The following is a 25,651-nucleotide window of genomic DNA, read 5'->3' as shown; positions in this document are numbered from 1 at the left end:
CCGGGATGGTGGTGCCGTCCCCGCATTCCCGGTTCCGCCGCCCCTGATCGCGATCGGCCGCCTCCGCGCGATCGTGCAGACGCGCGATCACACGCAGCTGCTCGGCGGCGGCGAACGCCACCACCCGCTCCAACGACCCCAACGCCCGCTCGAGGCCACCATCGGACAACCCGTCACCGACCCTCAGAGCCGACCGCACCACCGCCTCGTCCACCCCCGCACCGACCACTGCTCGACACCCCCTCACCGGCATCCCCCGACGCCTCCGCCCACCCTACCACACAATAGAACATATGTTCTATACAAGAGTGGCAATTTCTGGGATCAGCTCGTCGGCTCCGTGGGTGCGCTTCGGGCCCCGTTCCCGCGTCCAGGTACTTGTCTCGCACCCTGCGCAGTAGGTACCGTCTGCCCACCTCCGAGCGAATTCGGGAGCGAGAGGACGCGTCGTGACCCAACCCGGCTACGACGCCCTGGCGCAGGTGTACGCCGAGCGATTTCCGGACCCGTTCCAGTCGCCGACGGAGCTTCGCGCCGCGATCCTCTTCGCGGACCGGGTGGTTGAGGGCGGGTGCGTCGTCGATATCGGGTGCGGCCTCGGACACGTGACCCACGTTCTCGGGCAACGGGGTCTGACCGTTATCGGCTGCGACCCCAGCGAAGCGATGCTCCGACTAGCCCGCGATCACTACCCCGAAGCCGAGTTCGTCCGTGGCGACGCCACTCTCGCGGCATTGTCCGACTGCGCGTTCGACGGAATCATCGCGCGATTCAGCCTGATTCACATCGAACCGGTCGACATCCCGGCCATCCTGCACTGCTGGCGGACACGCTTGGTCCGCGGGGCACCGGTACTGGTGGCGGTCACCGGGTCCGACACGGACGGTCCGCCGGCGCCCTTCGATCACGCCGTTGCACCCGCCTGGCGCTGGCACCCGAATGAACTCGCCAGACACCTGACGGCTGCAGGTTTCGTCGAGGAATGGCGCTGCGTCGACGAACCGAACAGCAGAAACCGCTTCCCAGCCGTGCACCTTCTGGCGAGAGCCTGACGCGCGCAATTCGCTCAGAGGTGGGCACAACGTACCTACCACCAGGATCTGGCGGGTACGTCACCCGGATCAGCTCGACCCGAACAACCCCCCACCGCTGGACCCGAAGCCGCCACCGGCCGGCGGGGTCGGGGCGCCGGGGAGAACACGCACCACCTGCGGGTCGTGGTCGGACGTCTGATCGGCGAAATCGGCGTTGAGGTGGATCACCTCGTACCGCGCCGTCCCGGTGAGGGTGCGGCCCAGGACGATGTGGTCGAGCACCTGCGAGACACCGTTGAACACGTATGTGTACTGCTTCTCCGGGGGCAGGGTGGTGATCATGTCGGTCAGCCCGGTACCCCCGCCGGTCAGCGTGGCCAGGGCGGGGCTGAACTGGTAGTCGTTCAGGTCACCGGCGATCACGATGTGTGCGTTCGGGTCGATGGCCTGCAGCGACTTCACCCAGGCGTTCTCCACCGTCGCCTGAGCCACACGCTGGGTCTCGGACGAGCGGACCGGCGGCTGGAACCGGCCGTCCGCGGACTGGTCGCCACCCTTGGAGTTGAAGTGGTTGCCCACCACGAACACCGTCTGCCCGCGGAACACGAACTCCCCCACCAACGGCTTGCGGCTGTTGTTCCATGCCGGATTACCCGGGTCGATGCGGCCGGGAGAGAGCGAAATCTGGGCGACACCGGGCCGATCACCCTGCTGCGCAACAGTTCCCACCGTCGACGACGGCGTACCGCGGTCGGTGAAGCTCACCCGTGCCGGGTTGAACAGGAACACGATGCGAATGTTGCCGCCGGGCTGACCGCCGTCGGCACCGTTCACCGGGTCGATGCTGCGGCTCTGGTATTGCGGACCTCCTGCTGCGGTCACCGCCGCGGTGAGGGTGTCGATGGTGGTCTGGGCGGCGACGGTGCCGTCGTCGGTGGCCCCGGAGTTGTCCTGAACCTCTTCGAGCGCCACGACATCCGGGCTACCGAGGTTGGTCACGATCCCGCGGGCGAGCGCGGCGAACTTGGCCGGTGGATCCTTCGGCGCAAGGTTCTCCACGTTGTAGGTGGCCACCGACAACTCGGACGGGTCGGCGCCCGAGACCACGGTCGGCGCGATCCCACCGGGTGTCACCGCAGGCAGGGTGGACGCGTTGACGGTGTAGCCACCGAACTTCGACCAGTCCACCGGCCCGACCAGCGAGCCGGAGAACCGGTCACCGACGAACAGCTTGGGCTTGGCCCCATCGAGGGCGAGCACGTGCACCCGGCCGGTGGGCAGGTTGTAGTCGGTGACCAGCGCACCGCCGTTGGGTGTGCGCGGGGCGTCAGGCTTGGTGGTGACGTAGACATCGCCGAAACTGTTGGAGGGGGCCACAACTCGCGGCGAGTCGATCTGCACACGCTCACCTTCGAGCGACTCCCAGTACTCCTGAGCCGAGCCCTGCGGGTTGACGCGCGGCAAGGTCTCGACGTTGCCGCCGGCCACCGTCGGCGCGAACAGCGTGGGCACCGACTGCGGGGTCACCACAACCGGAGCGGGCAGCGGGTTGCCACTCGAGACCACGGTGACATTGGGCTTCTCGATCTCGGTCACCGACATCGAGTCGACGGTGGTGTCGCCCGGCGAGGTGGCATCGGCGCGGAACTCCCCGACGGTGCCGTCCACGGTCACCGCGTCGCCGACGGCGACGGTGGGCACCGCATTGGTGAACACGAACACCCCGTCGGAGGTGGATGGGTCGGCGTCCGGCGTGGCCGACTGGATCCAGAACCCGCGCGAACCCTTGGTGCGCAGCGCTGTCACGATGCCGGGCACACCGGTGACGGCCTGGCCCACCAGAGGTGAGGTGAAACCGCTGCCCTGGATCGCAGCGATGGTCACCGGATCACCGGGGGCGGCAGAGGCCGTGCCGAGGGAGGTGGTGGCGGCGGTTCCGAAGGACACGGCCAGGGCGAGCGCGGTCAGCGCGGACGAGGAGCGTCGTGAGATCACACGAAAACATTAGCTGCGCTGACTACTGGTAGGTGAACACCACGCAAACTCTCAGCGGCGGGTGAACACCCCCGTGCTCTCGTCGTCCTGGTAGTACTCGATGATCATGTTCGGGCCGTCGAAGCCGACCTTCGAGATCGACCCCAACTCGGCGTTCTCGGCGCGCAGGGTGAAGGTGAAGGTGTTGCCGTCCCACGGCTCGAGCGTGTGGGTCACCTGACCGCCCGGCCCGAGGGCCAGCTGCAGCGCTCCCCCCACCTCGGTGACCACTGCGGGACCGTAGAACGGGTTCTCGTAGGTACCGACGTACGAGGCGAGCGGTGCGGGCGCAGCGGCGCCGGCAGGTCTGCTCTGGCCGACCAGCGACCCGAAGGGCTTGCCGTATTGCGCGAAAGCGTTGCGGTACAGCCCCGCCCAGTCCTGCGTGACGCGACCGTACTGCACCTGATCGACGAACTCGGCGCCGATCGCCTCGGCCACCCCGATCGGAGCGCCGTTGGTGAGGGTCACGATGGCGACGTCGGCGGACGGGATCACCACGAAGTTGGTCGCCGCGCCCGAGCCGAAGGCCCCCGAGTGCGAATACGTCACCCGACCGTCGGAGGTGACCGACGAATTGAAGCCGTAGCCGTAGAAGCCGGTGCGGTCGGCCGAGGCGGCCGGTGGATTGGAGACGATCTTCGGCGAGTGCGCGGTGATCAGCTGATCGGCTTCGACCACCTGCGCGCCGTTGAACGAGCCGTCCGCGAGCAGCATCTTCAGCCAGGCGGACAGATCTCGCACCGACGAGCTCACCCCGCCCGCGGGAGCCTGCCCCTCGTACGAGCGGGCGATCGGCGAGACGATCCACGCTCCCGACTGGTCACGCACGTGGGCGGTCGCCTTGTTGGTGCGTGCGGTGAACTCGCTGTATCGCGAACTGGTGGAGGACATTCCGAGCGGGGTGTAGAGCACGTTCGCCGACAGTGTCGCCCAGTCGGTGCCCGCTTTCGCCGCCACGGCCTCGGCCGCCGCCGTCAGCCCGTAGTTGGTGTACTCGTACTGGGCACGGAACGGCCCCAGTGGTGCTTGGCGCACCCGCGCGAAGATCTCCTGCTGGGAGTAGCCGAGGTCCTCGAGTTTGTCGCCGATGTGCTCGGGTAGGCCCGATCGGTGCGAGTACAGATCTGCCACGGTCATGTTCGCCGTCACCCACGGATCGGCCACCACGAAGCCGGGCACCAGGGGCGCGATGGGCATCTCCCACGTGGCGGCGCCGACACCGACCTGGTGAGCGACGACCGACGCGCCGATGGGCTTGGACAGTGAGGCCAGCGGGAACACGGTGTCGGGGTCCACTGCGGCCCCGGACCGCAGGTCGGTGGTGCCGAAGCCCTTCAGATACGGCACCTGACCGGCGTGCACCACGGCCACCGCCACACCGGGCACCCCGGAATCCTTCATCAACCGCTCGACGATGCCGTCGAGCTGGGCCACGGCCTTGTCCACGGCATCGGGAGCGAGGTCGGTGCCGGCCTGCTCGTCGACCTGCTCGACGCTCGCGGTGCCCGGAGGCGGCGGGGGTGACGAACTGCAGGCAGCGAGCATCACGCAGGTCAGGACGAGAATCATCGGTCGTCCGACGGTCATGTCGATCTCCCAACACCAGTCTTGGGCCCCGGATATGCATCGAACGGTAACCCTCCACGATGTCCACAATGGTGCATTTGCCGGAAATCGACTCGCGCCCTGATCCCGGCTGGGAACCGGTGATCCTCGACACCGCGCCGGTCGGCGGCGACGGCAAACCTGCGAGCACCGCGTACAGTGGGCCGTGCTGCCGCGCCTACTGCGCGGCGTACGTCGTGGAAAATTGACACGAATTCTTCTTACGGCGATCGGAACTGCCCACCGGCAGTCTCGCCCTTCTCGCGCTCGTCACCCAGGCGCGCCGATGCCCGAAAGGCACTCGACTCCTTCATGACCTCCGACCTCGGTACCACCACGCCCTCCGGCACCAACCCCTCCAGCACCAACCCCGGTTTCGCGGCACTCGGCGTGCCCGACCGCCTGGTCCGCGCACTCACCGCCGCGGGTATCGCCTCGCCGTTCCCCATCCAGGCCGACACACTGCCCGACACGCTCGCCGGAAAGGACGTCCTCGGACGCGGAAAGACCGGCAGCGGAAAGACTCTCGCGTTCTCGATCCCCATGGTGGCTCGCCTGGCCACCAGCGCCCCGAGCGTGCGGGCGGCCGGTCGCCCGCGCGGGTTGATCCTCGCTCCCACCCGCGAATTGGCCACGCAGATCGCCGCCGCACTCGAGCCGATGGCCCTGGCCACCAACCTGCGCGTCACCACCATCTTCGGTGGGGTGTCCCAGAACCGGCAGACCACGGCGCTCGGCCGCGGCGTCGACATCGTCGTCGCCTGCCCCGGCCGCCTCGAGGACCTGATGAAGCAGGGTTTCGTCCACCTCGACAAGGTCGAGGTCACCGTGCTCGACGAGGCCGATCACATGGCCGACCTGGGCTTTCTACCCGGCGTCACCCGCATCCTGACTGCCACCCCTGCGGGCGGGCAGCGGCTGCTCTTCTCCGCCACACTCGACAACGGTGTGGACAAGCTGGTCACCCGCTTCATGAACCGTCCCGTCCAGCACTCGGTCGACGAGGCCAACTCCCCGGTGGCCGCCATGACCCATCACGTGTTCGAGGTGGGCGGCGTGGACACCAAGAGGGCGCTGGTGCATCGCCTCGCATCCGGTCGCGGCCGCCGAATCCTGTTCATGCGCACCAAACATCAGGCGCGCAAGCTCGCCCGCCAGCTCACCGAGGCCGGTATCCCGTCGGTGGATCTGCACGGCAACCTGTCCCAGGCCGCACGCGATCGCAACCTGCTCGCCTTCTCCAGCGGCGACGCGCGGGTGCTCGTTGCCACCGACGTCGCCGCCCGCGGTGTGCACGTCGACGACGTCGAACTGGTGGTGCACGTCGACCCGCCCGCCGAGCACAAGGCCTACCTGCACCGCAGCGGCCGCACTGCGCGCGCGGGAAGTGCCGGCGACGTGGTCACCGTGGTGCTGCCCGAGCAGCGACGCGACCTGAACGTGCTCATGCGCAAGGCCAAGATCGACGTGACCCCCGTGCGTGTCACCGCAGACTCCGAGCGTGTACACACACTCGTCGGCGAAGCGGCTCCGCACGTCACACCCACTCCCGCTGCACCGGCCGCCGCGCCGTCACGGCAGCAGCGCGCTCCGCGCAGGCCCGGCGGCGACTCGGGCGGCGGCCAGGGTGATCGCCGCCGGCGCGCACCCTCGGGCGGCCGCGGCCGGGGCGGGGCTGCTGGTCGGGGCGGGGCTGCTGGTCGGGGCGGGGCCGGCGGTCGGGGCGGGGCCGGCGGTCAGAGCGGGTCGTCGGGCCGTCGGGGCTGATCGGTGAGCCGGACTCCACGGGCCCCGCTTCGTCCTGCGGAAATGGCCACGGGATCGGTGATGGCCGCCCTGGCCGTCGCCTTCACCGTGGTGGGTGCCGTGATTCCGGCTGCGGCGGCTCTGCAGATCGTGGCCATCGTCCCGCTGGCCGTGGTGGCCCAGCGCCATCGAGTTCGGGCCCTGGCCGTGACATCGACGGCAGCGGTGATCGTCTCGTTCGTCGCGGCCGGGTTCGGCGCCGCTCTCACCATGGCCATCTCGGCCGTGGTCGGGGCCATCGTGGGGCGCACCAAGCGGCTCGGGCGGGGATTGCCGAGCGTGGTGGTCCAGTCGAGCGTGGCCGGCCTGGGTGTCGGCCTGTTCACCACCGTCATGCTGCTGATCCTCACACCGCTGCGGACGCTGTTCCTGAAGGCGATCGAGAACACCGTCGACGCTCTCGCGCGCCTGATCGGGTCGATTTCCCCCCTGGCTGGGGCGGCGAACGCGGTGGCCGACGCCGTCGGTGTGATGGTGCGTCTGTGGTGGGTGGTGGTCTTCTCCTCCGGTGTCGCCTCGACCGTCTTCAGTGCCGTCGTCGCATGGTTCGTCCTGGGTCGGCTGCTCGATCGACTGCAGGGCCTCGAATCGGTCGACTCGCTCGACGCGGTACTCGCCGCACCGGGTGAACCCGCACCGCTGCCGGTGCGGCTGCATCAGGTCGGCTACCGGTATCCCGATGCCAATTCCGCTGCGGTGGAGGATGTTTCGCTCGACATCGGAATCGGCGAGTTCGTCGCGGTGGTCGGGGCCAACGGCTCCGGGAAGTCGACGCTCTCGCGCATCCTCGTCGGCCTGGAACCGAGCACCGGCACCGTCACCCGCCCCGGATCACCCGGCTTGGGACGCACCGGCGGGACGGCGCTGATCCTGCAGCACCCCGAGACCCAGGTTCTCGGTTCACGCGTCGCAGACGACGTGGTGTGGGGCATCCCGATCGCCGAGCGACCCGACGCCCGAGGGATCGACGCACTCCTGGCCGAGGTGGGGCTGGCGTCGATGGCCGACCGTGAGACCTCGAGCCTGTCCGGCGGCGAACTCCAGCGCCTGGCGGTGGCCGCCGCACTCGCCCGAACACCTCGTCTGCTGGTGGCCGACGAGGCCACGGCCATGATCGATCCCGACGGGCAACGTGACCTGGTTCAGCTTCTCGCCGACCTGCCACGCCGACACCGGATGTCGGTGGTGCTGGTCACCCATCGCATCGAGGAGGCCGAGCGCGCCGACCGCATCGTGCACCTGCACTCCGGTCGACGCGTCGAGCACGTGCGCGACTGGATGACCCCGGTGGCGTCCCGACCTCCGGCGCGACCACCCGTGGCCACTCCCGCGCAGCTCGAGCTTCGCGGCGTCGGGCACGTCCACAGTTCCGGAACACCCTGGGCCACAAGGGCTCTGCAGGGGATCGATCTCACGATTCATCGGGGCGAGGGCCTGCTGGTGGTGGGCGACAACGGCTCCGGAAAGTCCACGCTCGCATGGATCCTGGCGGGGTTGATCAAGCCCACCGAAGGCACGTGCACCATCGACGGCAAGGCGGTGGCGGCCACGGTCGGCACTGTGGCCCTGGCCTTTCAGCACGCCCGCCTGCAACTACTACGCCGCACCGTGGCGGAGGACATCGCGTCGGCCGCGGGCTCGCGCGGTGGATCACGAGCAGTGTCGGAGGTCCTGGACAAGGTCGGCCTCGACCGCCACCTCGCCGGGCGCGGGGTGGACGAACTCAGCGGAGGGCAGATGCGTCGTGTCGCCCTGGCCGGGCTGCTCGCTCGCCGACCTTCGGTTCTGGTTCTCGACGAGCCGCTCGCCGGCCTCGACCCGCCCGGGCGCCAGGAGATCACGGGCGTGCTCGCCGATCTCCGGGCGAGCGGGCTGACGGTGGTGGTGATCTCGCACGACTTCGAGGGCATGGAATCGGTGTGTACCCGTGCGGTGACCCTGCGGCAGGGCACCCTGGTCGAGGCGGCGATGTCATGAGCGCCACCCTGTTGCGACAGATCCCCGGCACCTCCGTCGTCCACCGGCTCTGGGCGGGAACGAAGTTGATCTCCGTGGCGGTGATCGGTGGGTGCCTGATCGCTCAGCCGAGCTGGCCGGTGCTCGCGGCCGTCTCCCTGCTGCTCGTTCTCGCGTGCGCCCTCGCCCACGTCACGCCGGGAGCGGTCCCTCGACCCCCGCTGGTGCTGATCATGCTCGTCGTGGGCGGGGCTGCGGTGAACACCGTTCTCGGACTCGACGCGGTACTGGTGTACGGGCGGAGCTTGCTGTTCGCGTTGGTTCTGCTGTGGGCGTCGTTGACGTTGGCGTGGACCACCCGAATCGCCGACATCGCCCCCGCCGTCGCCACGATACTGGCGCCCCTGCGTGTGGTTCGCGCACCGGTCGACGAGTGGGCGGGGTCTCTGTCGCTGCTCCTGCGGTCGCTACCGCTGATCGTCGACGACATCATGACCCTGATCGCTGCGAGAAAGCTGCGGCCCCGCACAGGTGCGGCGCAGGAAGGCTTCGTGGACTGGCTCGTGGTGATCGTCTCGACCACCATTCGCCGCGCCACGGAAATGGGTGTGGCCATCGAGGCTCGCGGGGGCACCGCGCTGATCACCGAGGATCGGACGCGACCCGGCCTGGCCGATGCTGTGGCTCTGATCGTGGTGCTCGGGGCGTGCGGTGCGGGACTGGCTGTTACGGTCGCGACATGACCGGGTCCGAACCGCAGCGATACACCACCGGCGAGCGGGTGTTCGGGCCTCCGAGGGGAACGTTCGACCCCGATTGGGCGGCCACCGCCCTGCGTTCGAATCGGCCCGACCTGGACTTCCCCACCTCGGTACGGCTCGTCGAGCTGGCCTGGGATCTGCTTCGAAGCGAGGACCTTCGCGGCGTCGACCTCACGGCGGCACTACAGGACCGGCACGGTGTCGACCCGGACATCGCGGCGGCGGTGTCGGCCGTGGCCACCGAGATCGCGACCTTCTACCTCGACCGGGAGTAGTCGGCCGAGCCCTGCTCAGCCGGCGTAGAGCGCGAGGAACTTGTCGAGCGAGCCACGTACGTCGCCCTTGAGCGCATGCGCGACCGTGGCACCGACGGGCCCGAACAGGGCGCGGCCACTCATGTCGACACGAAGTTCGAGAATCGACGCGTCGTCCTTGGGGGTGACGATCAGGGCCAGATCCAACTTGACGCCCGCCTTGCCCTTGCCGAGCAGGCGCAGCTTGTGGGGCGGCTCGCACTCGACGACGGTCCAGTCGACCCGGGTCCGCAGCCCCTTGACGCTGACGATGGAGGTCATCGTCAGGTCCTTCTCCAGTGTCTCGGGTACCGGACCGCGCCAGTCCTCGTGGATGGTGAGCCAGTCGCCGTAGTCCGCCGGATTCGACGCGTGCCCCCAGGCCTTCGCCGGGGTGAGGGGGACGTCGATCGCCAGATCCAGTTTCGCCATGGCGGACACTGTAATAATTCGACGCGACAGCACGCCGCCCGGGTCATGGAGCCGGGCGGCGTGCTGCGGCGGTTCGTCGTTCCGGAACTGCAACGGCGCGGGGTATACCGCACCGAGTACACCGCGGGCACCCTGCGTCACAAGCTGCTCGGGCGCGGCGACCGCCTGCCTGCCGAGCACCGCGCCGCGCAGTGGGCTCGGCGCACCGGCGCCGGAACTCCCCCGCACCCAGCGGTTCCGGTCGCCTGACATTCTGTACAACTTTTCTGTACAGTCTCGTACATGAGCGAGCAGTCCATCCCGATATCCGAGTTGCGAGAACGGCTTGCCGCCGTCATCGAGGATCTCCCCGGCCACGGCAAGGCGGTCACACTCACACGCCACGGCGCACCGGTGGCGGTGCTGATGGGCTACGACGCGTTCGAGGCCCTACTCGATGACCTCGACGATGCGGACGACTACCGAGCGCTCGCCGAGCATGACGCCGATGACGAAGCCGAGCACGACACCATTCCGTGGGCGCTCGCGGCCCGGGACCTCGGAGTTGCGTGAGTTGTTCGGTTCACCGCACTCGCGCCGCGGACAAGACCCTGCGCGGGCTCGAGAAGCGGGATCGTCTGCGGATCGAAGGGGCGATCGCACTGCTCGCAGACACTCCACGGCCACCGCGAGCAACGAAGATGGTCGGATATGCAGACCGGTGGCGTATCCGCATCGGTGACTACCGAGTGCTGTACTCGATCACCGACGAGCGGCTGACCATCCTCGTCATTCGCATCGCGCACCGGCGCGAGGTGTTTCGCTGATCGTTGATCAGCGCCGGCAGTATTCCCCGCCAGAAGACCCCGCAGGCCTGATTCGCGGCCCACGGGGTCTTCTCGATGTCGCGGCGGGGCTAGTGCGCGACGGCCTTCTCCACGCCGACGCCCGTGTGCGAGCGCACCTCCATCTCGGCCGACTTGGCCCGATCCTCGTTGTCCTTCGAGGTCAGGGTGCCGATGATGCCGAGCACGAACGCCAGCGGAATGGACACGATGCCGGGGTTCGAGAGCGGGAAGTAGGCGAAATCGCTGCCCTTGATCATCGCCGTCGACGATCCGGAGACCGCCGGCGAGAAGATGATCAGCACGATGGTGGAGATCAATCCGCCGTACATCGACCACAGCGCACCGCGAGTGGTGAACCTCCGCCAGAACAGCGAGAACAGGATGGTCGGCAGGTTCGCCGCGGCCGCGACCGCGAAGGCCAGGGCCACCAGGAACGCCACGTTCTGACCGTTGGCCAGGATGCCCAGGCCGATGGCCACCACACCGATCACCACGGCGGTGATGCGCGAGACGGTGATCTGCTTGTTCTCGTCGACCTTGCCCTTCTTGATCACCCCGGCGTAGATGTCGTGGGCGAAGGACGCCGACGCGGTGATGGTCAGACCCGCGACCACCGCCAGGATGGTGGCGAACGCGATGGCCGAGATGATGCCCAGCAGCACCACGCCACCGAGTTCGAAGGCCAGTAGTGGGGCCGCCGAGTTCTGACCACCCGCAGCGGCGAGGATACGATCCGGGCCCACGATGGCCGCGGCGCCGTAGCCGAGCACCAGGGTGAACAGGTAGAACGCACCGATCAGGCCGATGGCCCACACCACGCTCCGGCGCGCTTCCTTGGCGGTGGGCACGGTGTAGAAGCGCATGAGCACGTGCGGCAGGCCGGCGGTACCGAGCACCAGCGCGAGCCCCAGGGACAGGAAGTTGATCTTCGAGGTGGCCGATCCGCCGTACTGGGCACCGGGTTCGAGCACATCGCGCGCGGCGACACCCTTGGTGGTGGCCTCGGAGACCGTCTTCTGTGCACTGCCGAGGATGTCGGAGAGGTTGAAGCCGAACTTCGCCAGCACCAGCACGCTCATGATCCCGGCGCCCGCGATGAGCAGCGCCGCCTTGATGATCTGCACCCAGGTGGTGCCCTTCATGCCGCCGACCAGCACGTACACGATCATCAGGATGCCCACCACCGCGATCACGATGGATTGTCCTGCGCGATCGGTGATGTCGAGCAGCAGTGCCACCAGACCACCGGCACCGGCCATCTGCGCGAGCAGGTAGAACAACGACACCGTGAGGGTGGACAGCGCGGCGGCCGTGCGCACCGGGCCCTGCTTGAGGCGGAAGCTCAGCACGTCGGCCATGGTGAATCGGCCTGTGTTCCTGAGCATCTCGGCGACGAGGAGAAGGGCGACGAGCCAGGCGACGAGGAAGCCGATGGAGTAGAGGAACCCGTCGTACCCGTACACGGCGATAGCCCCCGCGATGCCGAGAAAGCTTGCGGCAGAGAGGTAGTCACCGGCGATGGCGACGCCGTTCTGCGGCCCGGAGAACCCACCGCCGGCGGTGAAGAAGTCGGATGCGGTCTTGTTGTTGCGGCTGGCCCGGATCACCACCACCATCGTCACGGCCACGAAGATGCCGAAGATGGTGATGTTGACGGCCGGGTTACCCACCTTCTCGGAGGCGGCGGCCAATACGGAGACGTTCATGCGGCGGGTCCTTCCAACTTCTCGCGCAGCGCGGCGGCGCGGGGGTCGATCTCACGCCCGGCGAACTTCACGTACAGGCCGGTGATCGCGAAGGTGGTGACGAACTGCGCCAGGCCCAGCAGGAGCCCGACGTTGATGTTGCCGATGACCTTGATGCCCATGAAGTCGTGGGCATAGGCGCCGAGCAGCACGTACGCGGCATACCAGACGAGGAAGAACGCCGTCATGGGGAAGATGAACCTGCGCAGGCGACGCTTGAGGTCGGCGAACTCCGGGCTCGCCTGCATGTCGATGAACTCCTGCGGAGTGGGGGTGCGCCGCGCCACCCCCAGCGGGGGTGTGGCGGTGGGTGACGAATCGGTGGTCACAACTGCTCCTGACGCTGCTCGGGCCGAACTCTCTCGAGGCAAACCTAGGGAGACGCCCGTCACAGCGGAACGCTATGGCGCCGGTCACACGGTGGCCGGTGCGCCTGATCGACCAGCGGTCGGTGAGGCGCGACGAGCGGCGGGTACGGTCGAAAGTTATGTCGTCGACATTTCGCCAGTTCGTCTTTCGACGCCCACTGTTGCGGACGGGCGGTCCGACCCGGCTGGACTGGTTCGTCGCCTTCGGCTCGCCCGCCTTCATCGGGGTCGGCTTCGCCTTTGCCCGGCTGCTCTTCCCGTCCGAGTCGGCGATCATGCAGCTGCTGACAGGGGTCGCCGGAGGAACTCTCACGGGACTCGCATTCCTGTACGGCGCGTACCGCGTGGAACGGCACAGGGGTACTGACGCGGAACCTTAGCCGAGACCAGCAAGGAGAAAAGTGTGGCGGGCCTGAAATTCTTTGGCGGTTGTGTTCAGTTGAATCGGGTATACGCGCTGCACCATTGTCGATTTCCGTCTCCAACCATCAGACGTTCGAGAGATAGGTTCGTGCGCGTGCGAGGATAGCTCGTCGATTGTCGATCTCGTGTCAGACCGCTCATCGGTTTCCTTGGTAACGTGAGATTACATTCGGATGAGCGTCACTGTCAGTATCAGCGAAAGATCTCGGCCTGCTGATCGAGGAGGACCTGATTGGGGATGGTAGCTCCGAAACGGCGGAGAAGAAGCTGAGCGAGCTTGACCCCAGTCCCCCGGGTGTCGGTGAGCAGGCTCGCGGTATCGATGCTAAGTCGATCCTGCATTCGGCTTGAAGTGAATAACAGACCGTCGGGCAGTTCACGTTTATTCTCGCCAGCGATGAGTTGTCGTCCGCCGATATTGTCAAGGGCAACATCAAACGTAATGGCATCAAGACGGAGAGCCGTTGCCCAGCGGGCACCGAATTCGGCTATCTCGATCATATAGAGCAGCACATCCCATACTGCGACCACCCCGGTGGCACAAGGGTGGTTGGCAGCGAACTCGTGGCGGTTGGGGCTGCGATCAGTGGCGAGGGCTCGGCGGTGCAGGAATTGTGCACTCGTGAACAACCGCCATGCTTCTTCGTGGTCGACGAATTGGGCAGAGATGTCCTGTGCGATCCACGTGCTATGCCGGCCTACCGGCTTTCGCTGATCGACCATCGGAACTGGCCAACCGCGAAGTCTCACGACGTGGTCGACCAGGAGTGACTCAAGACGATCGGGCCCTATTCTATTTGAATTATAGGTGGCGGGTTTGATGGAAATGTCGGTGTAGGCCATGGCACCGAAAAACTCTCCTGATTTCCCTGCCGCCGGGCCAGGGTAGCTGATGTGCGGGATCTTCCAAGCAATGATTCGTTCTTCGTTGTAAGCGGCCTCTCCCGAGTTCAAATCCTCGCCGGAGGTGGCAACTACTAATCCAGCGGCGCCTGCACGGCGGACGAAGTCGCGCACACCTTTGTCGATGGCGATATCGAGCAGGTCTCGCATTTCTGAGGATGAGGGTACAGCAATCGATTCCGGCTTTCCTCGTGGCCGAACGTAGGTCAGACCTTTTTGAAGGACATCAGGGTAGCCCTTCCTGCATACGTGAGGGACACTCTCGAATTCATCGATTATCAGAATGCACACGGTTGCATCCGTTGAAAGGGTGCAACACATAAGGTCGAACGTGACTGGGGGATCGCTGTAACTTGCCAGTGCCGCACTGACTCTGTCAAAGTCGGACCATTCCGTCGCCTGCTCGGGGTTCAGCCCCGGTGTCATATCTCTGATTCGATCATCGTCTATTCCAAGACAAACGATACCGCCGTCGCTAAGATTTCCCATCGCCATGGCTGCACGTGCCACGCGAGTAAGGTACTGCTTGTCGGCCAGAGAACCGGGCCCCTTGACTTCGAACGCACGCGTTTCGTGGCCCAGCGCGAGCTGGTCCTCGACCTCCTGCTGACTGATCATGGACAGATACTACGTAGCTCTAGGCGGCCGTCGAGGAACCCGTGGATTCTGAAACGAGAAACTGTCCCGGCGTTCGTACGATCGGCGGATCTGGCACCACGAGAAAAAGCATCGCAACCAGCGCGGCGCGCTTCGACTGGCTGACGTGCATCCGTGAGACCACCGTGCGGACCGCGACAGTGTGGGCCGCGTCGATCGAGCGCCGTCTCTAGAGCCGGGTTTCCGAGGCAGGTTCTCGTCGACTGCGCGTCGAATGATATCGGCGACAGGATCGCCAACAACTCGAGCGTGCCGATCGATCTCCGCTCGCATGGCGTCCGGGAATCGGATAGACATCGCGGGTGTGTTGCCACCTTTGCCTGCGCCGACGCGGGGCCGCCCGAAACCGAGCGCGGCGGGATCGACTTCGGCGGCGATGACCTCGTCGCAGGTCGGCGGGTTGGCGGCATAGTCGTCGGCCATTGCCGCGTAGTCGCCGTCGCGCAGTGGATGTGACATGAGGTCCCTACGGTAGCGGCAGCCTCACTGCGGCGGATGCCGCCACCACGCGCGCTCCCGGGGCGATCGCCGACCGAGAAGCGGCACAGGTCGCCGTCACAGAACCGGTCGACATTCTCCGTGAATCAGCCGCCCTGTCCGACGTAGCCCGACGAATCGCGATCAACCGCGCGAGATGGCGGAGACGGGCGACAAAGTAGCGCTCGTCGTCCTGTCCGTGCAGACCACCTACAACCGCTCGACACCCATTCCCAGCCGCTCGGGGGCGTGCATGCGGGTCATGATGCGGCCGACGTCGGCGGGGATGAATCGGCGGGTGAGCAGGCTGACGGCGACCATCACCACGAACGCCGCGGGCACGCTCACCGCGGCCGGGTACCCGACGACGGCCGACGGCCACCCGCCCAGCAGATCCGCCGGTAGGCCCCCCGCGACGGTGATCGCGGCGGCGGTGCCCGAGAGCGCCGCCCCCACACCGATCCCCGCCATCGCCCCCGCGGCGGTCAGACCGCGCCACCAGATGCCCACCACCAGCAGCGGGCAGAGGGTCGAGGCGGCGACCGCGAACACCAGACCCACCGTGCGGGAGAGGTCGAGAGAAACCAGGCCCACCGACAGTCCCAGCGGGACGACGGCCGCCACCACCGCGGCGACGCGGAAGTCGCGCACTCGGCCGCGCAGCACGTCGGTGCTGATCACCCCCGCGATGCTCACCAGCAGACCCGACGACGTGGACAGGAACGCCGCGATCGCACCGGCGGCCACCAGCGCCGCGAGCAACTCCCCGCCCCACCCACCGATGGCCGACGAGGGGAGCAGCAGCACCGCCGCATCGGAGGCACCGGTGATGAGCAGCTGCGGCACGTACAGGCGGGCGAACACCCCCAGCAGCGTCGGGAACAGGTAGAACAGCGACAGCAGACCCACCACCGCGAGAGCCGTGCGCCGCGCCGCGGGGCCGTCGGGGTTGGTGTAGAAGCGCACCAGCACGTGCGGCAGGCCCATGGTGCCGAAGAAGGTGGCGATGAGCAGCGAGTACACCTGGTACAGCGGGAGCGGGCCACCGAGCCCGCCGCCCGGGGTCAGCCACTGCTCCCCCGAACTCGGCGCACCGGCCACCACCGGCACCGCGGCCCCGGCGGGCAGGTCCAGCACCGTGCCCGCCGCCAGGGTGTGCTCGCCCGCGGGCAGGGTCACGGGCCCGTCGATCTGCTCGCCGTCGAGACGACCGTCGACGCGGACGGCGATCGGCGCCGTCACCTGCACCGTCACATCGGTGGTGACGTCGACGGTGGTGGCGCGGTCGAGCGTCGGCGGGGCGGGGGTACCCACCGCCCGCCCCTCGCCGGCGACGTGCATCGCCAAAACCAGGGCCGGGAGCGCGATCGCGGTGAGTTTGAGCCAGTACTGGAACGCCTGCACGAAGGTGATCGAGCGCATGCCCCCGCCGACCACGTTGATCACCACGATCGTCGCGATCACCACCGCACCCACCCAGCCCGGCACGCCGAGCAGGATGCGCAGCGTGAGCCCGGCACCCTGGAACTGCGGCACCAGATACAGCCCGCACACCGCTGCCACCACGATCATCGCGATGGTGCGCAGGCGAGGTGAGCCGAGGCGGAACTCCGCGAAGTCGGGCACCGTGTACGCACCGGACCGCCGCAGCGGCGCGGAGACGAACACCAGCAGCCCGACGTACCCGACGGTGAATCCCACCGGGTACCACAGTGCGTCGGCGCCGTACTTGGCGATCAGCCCCGCGACACCGAGAAACGATGCCGCCGAGAGGTATTCACCGGATATTGCCGCGGCGTTCCATCGAGGCCCGACACTCCGGGAGGCCACCAGGAAGTCGGACGTGGTGCGTGCCAGGCGAACTCCGTACACCCCTACCGCCACCGTGGCGACGGCGGAGGCGATCACCGCCACCAGCGTCGCGTAGCCGCCGACGTGCCCGTCCATCGGCGCGGATCAGTCCTCGACCAGGTCCACGAACTCCCGCTCGTTGCGAGCGGCGGCACGCACGAACAGCCACCCGGCGCCGATCATCACCGCGTACGCCACCACGCCGAGCACGATCCACGGCAACCGCACCCCCAGCACGTCCCCCGCTGCCACGGCAGGTAGGAGTACTGCAACCAGGGGAAACGATCCGACCAGTGCCAACACCACCGCAGCAGTGCGCACGGCCAGCGCACGCTGGGTGCGAATCAGGCCGCGCACGAGGGCCTCGCCCACCTCGGTCTGCTCCTGCACCTCGACTCGCGGACGCACCACCCGCGCGCCGCGCCGCGCCGCGAGCACGACGCGTTCACGCTCGCCGGTCATGTGCTCACCCGTCGCGGGGCGCGAACCAGGCGGTCGCGCAACTCGCGCGCGTGCCGTCGACTGACCGGAAGTTCCACCGCCGGTGAGGTTCCCGAGTCGCGCACGCACACCACCAGACCCGAACCGACGGTGCGGATACCGGTGATGAGCGCGCGCGAGACGAGGTACGAGCGGTGCACCCGGATGAAACCGTGCCGCGACCACCGCGATTCCAACGTCGACAGCGGGATTCGCACCAGGTGGCGCCCCGCCGAGGTGTGCAGGCGCGCGTAGTCGCCCTCGGCCTCCACCCAGACCACCGAACTCCGCTGCACCAGTGTGGTCACCCCACCGAGTTCGACGGGGATGACCTCGTCGGCCGACTCGGCCGCACCGGCACCGGCCGAACTCCGCGCCACCACCCGCTCGACGGCCTCGGCCAGCCGCGACCGGCGAATGGGTTTGAGCAGATAGTCGACGGCTCCGATCTCGAACGCGGCCACCGCGCGGTCGTCGTGGGCCGTCACGAACACCACCGCGGGCGGTGACGCGAAGTTGGCGAGCACCCCCGCGAGCTCGAGCCCGTCCAGGCCGGGCATGTCGATGTCGAGGAACACCGCGTCGAACCCGCCGTCACGCAGCAGCCGCAGAGCCGTCGTCGAATCCTGCGCGGCGGCCACCGATTCCACCGCGGTCTGCGCGCTCAGCAGGTAGGTCAGTTCGTCGAGAGCCGGGCGCTCGTCGTCGACTGCGAGCAGCCGCAGCGCGCGGGGCGGATGCGTGGAGATGTCCATCGGTTGCCATGCTCCCACGACGGCCTCGCCCGGTGGGGCGATCGGGTCAACCTGCGAGCAGGCGTGCCACCGCACCCGCGGCGCGAGTGCCCGAGGCCAGCGCGCCCTGGATCGAGGGGGTATCCCGGTGATCGCCGGCTACGAACAGCGACGGGCCGACCCGCTGCGTGCGGCGGGTGGCCATGCCGGGTTCCTGAATCGGCAGCGCGTGCACCACGTCGTGCCGGGTCAGCAGACCCCACGACGACGCCGACGCGCCCCACAGGGTGGACAGATGGGCGCGCACGTCCTTCTCCCGGGCGGGTCCGTCCCCGCGCAGCAGTGTCGTGGCCTGCACCAGCGTGCGTCCCGGCGGGGCATACCGCGCGGCGGTGGCCGACATGTTCGCGGTGTTCACCAGCGGCGACGGGCCGCCTTTGGCCGGCACGCGGAGGAACTTCTCCGCCGGAGCGTCGTCGGCTGCGAACCACCAGGTCGACAGCCCGCGCATCCCGGCGATGCCGATGCGGGTGAGACGGTCCGCGGTGGGCGGGTCGGTGGCCACCACCACCGCCCGAGCCCCGATCGTCTCCCCGCCCGCGGTGGTCACGGACGTGTCCGTGACGGACTCGACGGCAGTGTCGTAGGTGATGTCGAGACCGGTGGCCAACTGCGCGGGTAGTGCAGCCATCCCGAGCGCGGGCACCCCCGGTGTCCCACGCAGAAAACTTCGAAGCACAAGCCGCACATAGCGATCGGAGGTCTGCCCGCCGTCGTCACCGAGCACCCCGGACAGGAACGGTGCGAGCAGGTCATCGCGCAGCGGTCCCTCGACACCGAGCCGCGACCAGTCCTCGCCCATGGCTCGGTCGCGGTGGGACTCGAGCGTCGAGACCTTGCCCACCGCGGGCAGAGCCCAGCGGACCGCGCCCACGGCGCTGCGCGGACGCACGTAGCGGCCGATCAGGGCCGTGACGGTCGACGCGATCTGCCCCGGGTGCGCGAGCGGGTCGGCGAGGGTGTGGATGGTGCCGTCGGTGTCGACGACGCGCACACCGCGCCCGAACTGGCCGAGGTCGAGCGCATCGACGTCGACGTGTCGCCGCACCGCCGGGTAGGCCGGGTTGAGCAGCTGGAATCCCCGATCGCACCGGAAGCCGTCGATGACCTCGGTGCACACTCGTCCGCCGGGAACGGACGCCGCTTCGAGCACCCGCACCGACACCCCGCGTGCCCGCAGCGCCCCCGCGCAGCGCAGACCGGCCAGGCCCGCACCGACGACGAGAACCTCCGCCTCGCTCACTCGCCCTTCTCGACGATGATGCTCACGTCGTCGGGCCCCTCGTGATCGGCCGCGTCGACGCCGGTGCCGTCGCTGTTCTCGTCGAGGATGCTCACCGACATCCCGTAGGGCAGGAACCGCACGCGGCGCGCCGGGTCGGTGTTGTCCCGGTGCGCCCGCAGGGCGTCGATCTCGGAAGCGAACACCCGCTCGATGTGCGCGGACCCGTCGTCGGAGATGGTGAGGATGCTCCACACGCCGTCGCCGGTCTCACCCGCCGTCTCCGGTGCCCCGGCCGGACGCCGGGACCTGACGGTGGAATCGCCGAAGAAGGAGAACGACGGGTTGCCGTCGGCGGAGCGGAAGAACTGGCCCAGCACCTCACGCGCCGCGCGTTCGAAATCCTCGGGCTCGAAGCCGAAACGTCCGTTGCTCATACCACCAGTGTGCCCGAATTCGACCGATCAGGCCGTGACCCCGGCGCGGAACTTCGGAACCCGCATGCTCACCTTCGTCCCGGCGCCCACCCCGGTGTCCACCACCAACCCGTAGTCGTTGCCGAATGCCGCGCGCAGCCGATCATCGACGTTGGCCAACCCCACATGGGCGCCGTCGCCGGCGTCGAGGCCGCCCGAGCGCAGGAACTGCGGGTCCATACCCACACCGTCGTCCTCGACGCTGATCAGTGCGTCGGGACCACCGTCGGCGGCCACCACGGTGATGCGGCCCCGGCCGCGGCCGGCGATGCCGTGACGTACCGCGTTCTCGACCAGCGGTTGCAGAGCCAGGAACGGCACCACCACGTTGAGCACCTCGGGTGCGATCTGCACACTCACCTCGAGTGCGTCGCCGAAGCGCGCCCGCTCGAGGGTGAGGTACCGGTCGATGTTGCGCAGCTCGTCCGCCAACACCGTGTACTCCCCGGCCGAGCGGAACGAGTAACGGGTGAAGTCCGCGAACTCGAGCACCAGCTCGCGCGCCCGGTCGGGATCGGTGCGCACGAAGGACGCGACCGTGGTGAGGGCGTTGTAGATGAAGTGCGGGCTGATCTGCGCTCGCAGCGCGCGCACCTCGGCACGATCGAGACGCGCGCGGGAGGCGTCGAGCTCGGCCAGTTCCACCTGCGCACCGACGTAGCGGGCCACCTCCGACGCCGCACCGAGCATGCCGGGTCCCGGCTCGGCGGCGGTGACGGCACCGAGAACGCAGCTGACCTCACCGCCGTCGATCACCACCGGTTGCACGAGCAGCGAACGCGCCGGGCCGGCGTCGTCGGCGGGAATCCGCACGAGCACCTGACGACGGCCGTCGACGGCGCGGGCCAGTGCGTCGGCGAACTGCGGCTCGTGACGGCCCGGAGGTGAGCAGGCCAGCACCGCGCCGTCGGCGTCGGCGATCACGATGGCCTCCGCGCTCATCAGCGCCATCAGGTGCGGGGCGGCCTCGGCGGCGGACTCGGCGTTCACCCCGCGCCGCAGTGGACGGGCGGCGAGCGAGGCGGTGTGCAGGGTGGCGTGCACGGCGCGCTCGGTGGGGGTGGTCAGATCCGACCGCGAGCGCCGTGCGATCACCACCAGCGCCGCCGCGGCTCCCGCCACGATCACGGCGAGCACGGCGATCGCGGGAACGGTCACGTGCTCTGCTGGTCGAGGCGGGCCAGCAGGGCGGCCGGGGCGACGGCGCGGTAGGCGTCGACGATGACCGTCTCGAGGCGATCGTCGTCGACCCCGGTGTCGAGGTACACCCCCACCCAGCCGCGGCTGCCGACGTAGGACGGGATGTAGAAGAGATCCGGATCGCTGCGCAGCCACACCTGCTGCGCACCGTCGGGGGCCGCCGCCCACAGCCCGATCCGTTGGTCGTGGTGGTGGTCGGCGAACATCGCGAACTGCGGGGACCTGCGGACGAACCACGCGGGCTCGCCGTGGCTGATGCGCTCGGTCGCCTCCGGGAGGGCCATCGCCATGGCCCGCACCCGCTCGATGTGCGCCCGCGCCGCCGCGCTCGGTCGATCCGGCCTGCTCACGGCAGTGACGCGCAGGAATCGGTGGTGGCACCGCCGTTGATCAGCGCCGTCACCCACGCGATGCCCTCGGCGTTGCCGGCCGGTTCGGCGTGGTTCTGGGCTGGTCGGGGACGGTAGTCCACGCGGTCGCCGAGCGCGCACGCCCGCTGCACCGCGGCGCGGGTCCACGCCGCCGGGATCAGCGAATCCTGACCGCCGACCAGCACCATCATCGGTGCCGCGATGCGTTTGGTGGGCAGGGTGTTCTCGGTGAGCCACTGAGTGAGGGTGGACTGCGCCTGCTCGGTGGCCGGGCCGACGTCCGCAGGATCGATCCGCGCTATCGCGGCCATCTTGTCCTCGGCCATCGGGCCGGTGCACGAGATGATCGCGTCGAGGTCCTTCGCCGTCGACCCGCGTAGGTAGTCGCTCTCGACCAGGCCCGAACGCACGGCGGTCAGTCCCTCGTAGATCAGCGGGAACAGTTGCCGCTGCGCCGGGGTCAGCGTGAAGGTCCCGCCGGCGACGATCGGGCTCAGATCCAACGCGGGCGAGAGCACCGCACCGCCGAGGAACTGCAGGCCGTCGCCGTACGAGTCGGACATCTCGGCGGCCGCCCAGGACGCCTGCCCCCCTTGCGAGACCCCCAGCGTGGCCCATCTGGGCGACGAACCGGGTGCGACGGCGCGGGCGGCGCGCACCGCGTCGATCATCGAGTATCCGGCGGAATCGGCGTCGAGGTAGGGGTGCGGGCCGTCGGTGCCCAAACCCTCGTAGTCGGTCATCACCACCACGAACCCGGCCTGCACGAGCGGGGTCACCAGCCCGATGTTGCCGAGGAGGGACGGGTAGATCGACGGGGCACACTCGTCGGTCACCCCGGTGGTTCCGTGGCCGAGGCTCACCACGGTGCGCCCGCCTGCGGGATCCGGCCCGCCCGGCACGAACACCGTTCCGGAGACCACGGTGTTGCCGCCGGTGATCCCGGAGGTGGATCGGTACGTCACCCGATGCTGGGTTTCGCCGAGGTTGCGGATGCTCTGATCCGGTTGTCCGAGAACGTCGTCGGACACCAGAGAGCCACGCTGCTCACCGACGGGCGGTGGGACGGCCGCGGTGGTGGGTGGGGTCACCGCGGCGCTGGTCTCGGTTGCGCGCGGGGACGAACACCCGCCGGCCACCAGGGCCAGTGCCAACGCTGCGCACAGCATCACTGCGCGCGCCGGAACGGTGCCCGATCGGCGACGGGGCGAGGTGCGCCCACCCCGCGCGGCGAGCACCGTTCCGGATCGCATCAGCGGTGCTCGGTCACTGCTTGTCGCCGAGCGCCTTCTTCGCGGCGTCCTGCACCTTGTCGACGGTCTCGGCGTACTTGCCGCCGGTCTTCTCGTCGATGAGGTCGCCGGCCTTGTCGACAGCGCCCTCGATCTTGTCGCCGTGCTCGGCAGCAAGCTCCTTGCCCTTGTCGACGATGCCCTTGAGCGAATCTCCGATACCCATGATGTGTCTCCTTCGACGTGTCGATGGTGTGCCGATCGATGTGCGAAATGGTGCGGAACTCACCCTACCTACGCGGCTCTCTCCCGCGCACCGGTGATGCGGTGGGCAATTTCCACCAGCACGGCCCCGGCCACGCCGATCGCCAGCGCCGTGAGGGTCATGGTGGTGTCGGACGGGTCGAGTTGGAAGAACTCGCGGAAGAACGGCACCGAGAACAGCACCACGTACCCGCCCGCGGAGGCCACCAGCAGCAGCACCTTCCACCACACGTAGGGCCGCGCGACCACGGCCAGCACCCACAGCGCCACGGTGATCAGGGTGAGCAGCGCGGCGGTACCCGCCTGCACGGTCTGGGTCTGGGTCGACTGCGGTCCGGAATACGCCAGCAGGTACGACGCGAACGTGGCCACACCCACGATCAATCCGGACGGCACCGCCAAACGCACCACGCGTCGCACGAAACCGGTGCGGGCTCGTTCGTTGTTCGGCGCCAGCGAGAGCAGGAACGCGGGGATGCCGATGGTGAACCACGCCGCGATGGTCACGTGCCGCGGCAGGAACGGGTACGGCAGCGGGTCGGTGCCGATGATCTGCGACAGCGGCCCGGACACCCCGACCAGGAACGCCAGCACCACCGAGTACACCGTCTTGGTCAGGAAGAGGTTGGACACCCGCTCGATGTTGCCGATCACCCGCCGACCCTCGGCAACCACGTACGGCAGGGTGGCGAACCTGTTGTCCAGCAACACGATCTGCGCGACGGCGCGGGTCGCGGAACTGCCCGAACCCATCGCCACGCCGATATCGGCATCCTTGAGGGCCAGCACGTCGTTGACCCCGTCGCCGGTCATGGCCACGGTGTGGCCACGGGACTGCAACGCCCCCACCATGTCTCGCTTCTGATCGGGGCGCACCCGGCCGAACGCGGTGGAGGTGGCCAGCACGTCGGCGAGCGAATCGCGCTCGGCGGGCAGGGACCGTCCGTCCACGGCGCCACCGGCGGAGGTCAACCCCAGCGACGACGCGACCGCACCCACGGACACCGCATTGTCACCGGAGATCACCTTCACCGACACGTCCTGCGAGGCGAAGTACTCGAGTGTTCCGCGGGCGTCGCCGCGCACCTTCTGCTCGAGCACCACCAGCGCGCGCGGGGTCACCTCACCGGGGGCGTCGGGGGCGTCGACGGGGCGATCGGACTCGGCGAGCAGCAGCACACGCAGCCCGTTCGAGCCCAGTTCCTCGGCGCGGGTCGCCGCTGACGACGACGGGTCGAGCAGCACGTCCGGCGCGCCCAGGAGCCAGTTGCCCTTCTCGCCGAAGGAGAACCCGCTCCACTTGCGGGCCGAGGAGAAGGGGGCCTCGGCCGTGGCCGTCCATCCCGGTGCCTGCGGGTGAGCGTCGGCGATGGCCTGCACGGACGCGTTAGGGTGCTTGTCGTTGGCTGCGAGCGAGGCCAGAGCGTCGGCGACGGCAGTGCTGTCGGCGACGGCACCCCCGCTGCCGACGGCCTCGACGTCGGAGACGCGCATGCCGTTCTCGGTGAGCGTTCCGGTCTTGTCGGCGCACACCACGTCCACGCGAGCGAGGCCCTCGATGGCGGGCAACTCCTGCACCAGGCATTGGCGCTGCCCGAGTCTGATCACACCGACGGCGAACGAGATGGAGGTCAGCAGTACCAACCCCTCCGGCACCATGGGTACCAGCGCCGCCACCATGCCGTTGAGAGCCTTGGGCAGGCTCTGCTCGCTGGCGAACAGCTGGTTGTAGATGATCAGGGCGCCCGCCGGGATCAGCAGGTAGGTGATGATCTCGAGGATGCGGTCGATGCCGCTGCGCAGTTCGGACCTGACCAACGTGAACTTCGACGCCTCGGCGGCCAGCTTGGCCGCGTACGCCTCACCGCCCACCTTGGTTGCGCGGTACGCGCCGCTGCCGGAGACCACGAAGCTGCCGGAGAGGATCTGCGCGCCCTCGACCTTGTGCACCGCGTCGGCCTCACCGGTGAGCAGCGACTCGTCCACATCCAGGCTCGCCGCCTCGAGCACCTCGCCGTCGACCACGATCTGGTCGCCGGGGGCGAGTTCGATCACGTCGTCACGCACCAGCTCCGACGCCGCCAGCTCCACCACCGAACCATCGCGGCGCACCGTCGGCTTGGCGGCCCCGACGATGGCCAGCGCATCGAGGGTCCGCTTGGCGCGCACCTCCTGAATGATCCCGATCGCGCTGTTGGCCACGATGAGGAAGCCGAACATCCCGTCGATGAACGAGCCGGTTGACAGCACGATCACCAGCAGCACGCCGAGTATGGCGTTGATGCGCGTGAACACGTTGGCCCTGACGATGTCGGAGACACTGCGACTCGCGCGGACCGGAACATCGTTGGACAACCCATCGCGCCGGCGCTGCTCGGCTTCTTCCGTGGTCAGGCCCGCGATCGTTGCAGTCACGGGACCAGAGTAGTCACGGCAC

The 25,651-nt window shown here is 68.5% G+C and carries 26 protein-coding genes; 9 read left to right on the top strand and 17 right to left on the bottom strand.

The window, feature by feature from the left end; translation table 11 throughout:
- On the bottom strand, positions 1–229 hold a 229-nt coding region (locus ACY48E_RS04485; RefSeq protein ID WP_462870888.1), incomplete at its 3' end, for a hypothetical protein.
- A gap of 220 nt (positions 230–449) precedes the next feature.
- Between ACY48E_RS04485 and ACY48E_RS04480 the strand changes: the two genes are divergently transcribed.
- Positions 450–1,052 (top strand): class I SAM-dependent DNA methyltransferase, encoded by a 603-nt coding sequence (locus ACY48E_RS04480; RefSeq protein ID WP_462870887.1) that lies wholly within the window; start codon positions 450–452, stop codon positions 1,050–1,052.
- Between the two features lie 69 nt (positions 1,053–1,121).
- Here ACY48E_RS04480 and ACY48E_RS04475 read toward each other — a convergent pair whose 3' ends face one another.
- The gene (locus ACY48E_RS04475; RefSeq protein WP_462870886.1) at positions 1,122–3,029 is read right to left on the bottom strand and encodes an endonuclease/exonuclease/phosphatase family protein; all 1,908 of its coding nucleotides are present in this window, start codon (positions 3,027–3,029) and stop codon (positions 1,122–1,124) included.
- Positions 3,030–3,080: 51 nt separating this feature from the next.
- Positions 3,081–4,658, bottom strand: coding sequence for a serine hydrolase (locus ACY48E_RS04470; RefSeq protein WP_462870885.1), 1,578 nt, complete (start codon positions 4,656–4,658; stop codon positions 3,081–3,083).
- A 330-nt stretch (positions 4,659–4,988) separates the two neighbouring features.
- On the opposite strand from ACY48E_RS04470, the gene ACY48E_RS04465 reads away from it, so the two are divergent.
- The 4 genes from ACY48E_RS04465 to ACY48E_RS04450 are packed head-to-tail and all read left to right on the top strand — an operon-like array spanning position 4,989 to position 9,474.
- Entirely contained in the window at positions 4,989–6,443 is a 1,455-nt protein-coding gene (locus ACY48E_RS04465; RefSeq protein WP_462870884.1) for a DEAD/DEAH box helicase, read from the top strand.
- A 42-nt stretch (positions 6,444–6,485) separates the two neighbouring features.
- Positions 6,486–8,459 (top strand): ATP-binding cassette domain-containing protein, encoded by a 1,974-nt coding sequence (locus ACY48E_RS04460; protein WP_462870883.1) that lies wholly within the window; start codon positions 6,486–6,488, stop codon positions 8,457–8,459.
- Complete coding sequence (locus tag ACY48E_RS04455) at positions 8,456–9,181, top strand: CbiQ family ECF transporter T component (RefSeq protein ID WP_462870882.1); 726 nt, start codon at positions 8,456–8,458, stop codon at positions 9,179–9,181. The genes ACY48E_RS04460 and ACY48E_RS04455 overlap by 4 nt, the downstream gene beginning before the upstream one ends.
- A complete protein-coding gene (locus tag ACY48E_RS04450) occupies positions 9,178–9,474 on the top strand; it encodes a hypothetical protein (RefSeq protein WP_462870881.1) in 297 nt (98 codons plus the stop codon). Before ACY48E_RS04455 ends, ACY48E_RS04450 begins: the two co-directional genes overlap by 4 nt.
- A 15-nt stretch (positions 9,475–9,489) precedes the next feature.
- Here the strand turns inward: ACY48E_RS04450 and ACY48E_RS04445 are convergent, their stop codons facing one another.
- Complete coding sequence (locus tag ACY48E_RS04445; RefSeq protein ID WP_462870880.1) at positions 9,490–9,924, bottom strand: type II toxin-antitoxin system Rv0910 family toxin; 435 nt, start codon at positions 9,922–9,924, stop codon at positions 9,490–9,492.
- A 60-nt stretch (positions 9,925–9,984) separates the two neighbouring features.
- Here ACY48E_RS04445 and ACY48E_RS04440 point away from each other — a divergent pair, with 60 nt between their 5' ends.
- The 3 genes from ACY48E_RS04440 to ACY48E_RS04430 are packed head-to-tail and all read left to right on the top strand — an operon-like array spanning position 9,985 to position 10,730.
- A complete protein-coding gene (locus ACY48E_RS04440; RefSeq protein ID WP_462870903.1) occupies positions 9,985–10,173 on the top strand; it encodes a hypothetical protein in 189 nt (62 codons plus the stop codon).
- 33 nt (positions 10,174–10,206) lie between these two features.
- Positions 10,207–10,476, top strand: a complete 270-nt coding sequence (locus ACY48E_RS04435) for a type II toxin-antitoxin system Phd/YefM family antitoxin (RefSeq protein WP_462870879.1) — start codon at positions 10,207–10,209, stop codon at positions 10,474–10,476.
- Positions 10,473–10,730, top strand: a complete 258-nt coding sequence (locus ACY48E_RS04430) for a type II toxin-antitoxin system RelE family toxin (protein WP_462870878.1) — start codon at positions 10,473–10,475, stop codon at positions 10,728–10,730. Before ACY48E_RS04435 ends, ACY48E_RS04430 begins: the two co-directional genes overlap by 4 nt.
- A gap of 89 nt (positions 10,731–10,819) precedes the next feature.
- Here the strand turns inward: ACY48E_RS04430 and ACY48E_RS04425 are convergent, their stop codons facing one another.
- Positions 10,820–12,457: a solute symporter family protein gene (locus ACY48E_RS04425; RefSeq protein ID WP_462870877.1), complete on the bottom strand. Its 1,638-nt coding sequence runs from the start codon at positions 12,455–12,457 to the stop codon at positions 10,820–10,822.
- Positions 12,454–12,744 (bottom strand): DUF485 domain-containing protein, encoded by a 291-nt coding sequence (locus ACY48E_RS04420; protein ID WP_462870902.1) that lies wholly within the window; start codon positions 12,742–12,744, stop codon positions 12,454–12,456. Before ACY48E_RS04420 ends, ACY48E_RS04425 begins: the two co-directional genes overlap by 4 nt.
- Before the next feature lie 179 nt (positions 12,745–12,923).
- On the opposite strand from ACY48E_RS04420, the gene ACY48E_RS04415 reads away from it, so the two are divergent.
- Complete coding sequence (locus ACY48E_RS04415; protein WP_462870876.1) at positions 12,924–13,244, top strand: hypothetical protein; 321 nt, start codon at positions 12,924–12,926, stop codon at positions 13,242–13,244.
- Between the two features lie 235 nt (positions 13,245–13,479).
- Here the strand turns inward: ACY48E_RS04415 and ACY48E_RS04410 are convergent, their stop codons facing one another.
- From ACY48E_RS04410 to ACY48E_RS04360, 11 genes are all read right to left on the bottom strand, one after another.
- On the bottom strand, positions 13,480–14,808 hold the full coding sequence (locus ACY48E_RS04410; protein WP_462870875.1) for an AlbA family DNA-binding domain-containing protein: 1,329 nt from the start codon (positions 14,806–14,808) through the stop codon (positions 13,480–13,482).
- Positions 14,809–15,534: 726 nt separating this feature from the next.
- Complete coding sequence (locus tag ACY48E_RS04405; RefSeq protein ID WP_462870874.1) at positions 15,535–17,271, bottom strand: sodium/solute symporter; 1,737 nt, start codon at positions 17,269–17,271, stop codon at positions 15,535–15,537.
- Between the two features lie 9 nt (positions 17,272–17,280).
- Positions 17,281–17,637 (bottom strand): hypothetical protein, encoded by a 357-nt coding sequence (locus ACY48E_RS04400; protein ID WP_462870873.1) that lies wholly within the window; start codon positions 17,635–17,637, stop codon positions 17,281–17,283.
- The gene (locus tag ACY48E_RS04395) at positions 17,634–18,410 is read right to left on the bottom strand and encodes a LytR/AlgR family response regulator transcription factor (RefSeq protein ID WP_462870872.1); all 777 of its coding nucleotides are present in this window, start codon (positions 18,408–18,410) and stop codon (positions 17,634–17,636) included. The genes ACY48E_RS04400 and ACY48E_RS04395 overlap by 4 nt, the downstream gene beginning before the upstream one ends.
- A 46-nt stretch (positions 18,411–18,456) precedes the next feature.
- On the bottom strand, positions 18,457–19,692 hold the full coding sequence (locus ACY48E_RS04390) for an FAD-dependent oxidoreductase (RefSeq protein WP_462870871.1): 1,236 nt from the start codon (positions 19,690–19,692) through the stop codon (positions 18,457–18,459).
- Positions 19,689–20,108 carry a hypothetical protein gene (locus ACY48E_RS04385; protein WP_462870870.1) on the bottom strand — a complete coding sequence of 140 codons (420 nt, stop codon included), beginning with the start codon at positions 20,106–20,108 and terminating at the stop codon, positions 19,689–19,691. The genes ACY48E_RS04390 and ACY48E_RS04385 overlap by 4 nt, the downstream gene beginning before the upstream one ends.
- Before the next feature lie 27 nt (positions 20,109–20,135).
- Positions 20,136–21,305 (bottom strand): sensor histidine kinase, encoded by a 1,170-nt coding sequence (locus ACY48E_RS04380; protein WP_462870869.1) that lies wholly within the window; start codon positions 21,303–21,305, stop codon positions 20,136–20,138.
- Positions 21,302–21,637, bottom strand: coding sequence for an MmcQ/YjbR family DNA-binding protein (locus ACY48E_RS04375; RefSeq protein ID WP_462870901.1), 336 nt, complete (start codon positions 21,635–21,637; stop codon positions 21,302–21,304). Before ACY48E_RS04375 ends, ACY48E_RS04380 begins: the two co-directional genes overlap by 4 nt.
- Before the next feature lie 56 nt (positions 21,638–21,693).
- A complete protein-coding gene (locus ACY48E_RS04370) occupies positions 21,694–22,971 on the bottom strand; it encodes a lipase family protein (protein ID WP_462870868.1) in 1,278 nt (425 codons plus the stop codon).
- A gap of 13 nt (positions 22,972–22,984) precedes the next feature.
- A complete protein-coding gene (locus ACY48E_RS04365; protein ID WP_462870867.1) occupies positions 22,985–23,176 on the bottom strand; it encodes an antitoxin in 192 nt (63 codons plus the stop codon).
- A gap of 68 nt (positions 23,177–23,244) precedes the next feature.
- Positions 23,245–25,629, bottom strand: coding sequence for an HAD-IC family P-type ATPase (locus ACY48E_RS04360; protein WP_462870866.1), 2,385 nt, complete (start codon positions 25,627–25,629; stop codon positions 23,245–23,247).
- Between the last annotated feature and the right edge of the window lie 22 nt (positions 25,630–25,651).

Source organism: Rhodococcus sp. AZ1 (genome assembly GCF_054979605.1).
The sequence above is the reverse complement of the archived record's forward strand: the minus strand, read 5'-3'. Positions and strand labels throughout refer to the sequence as shown.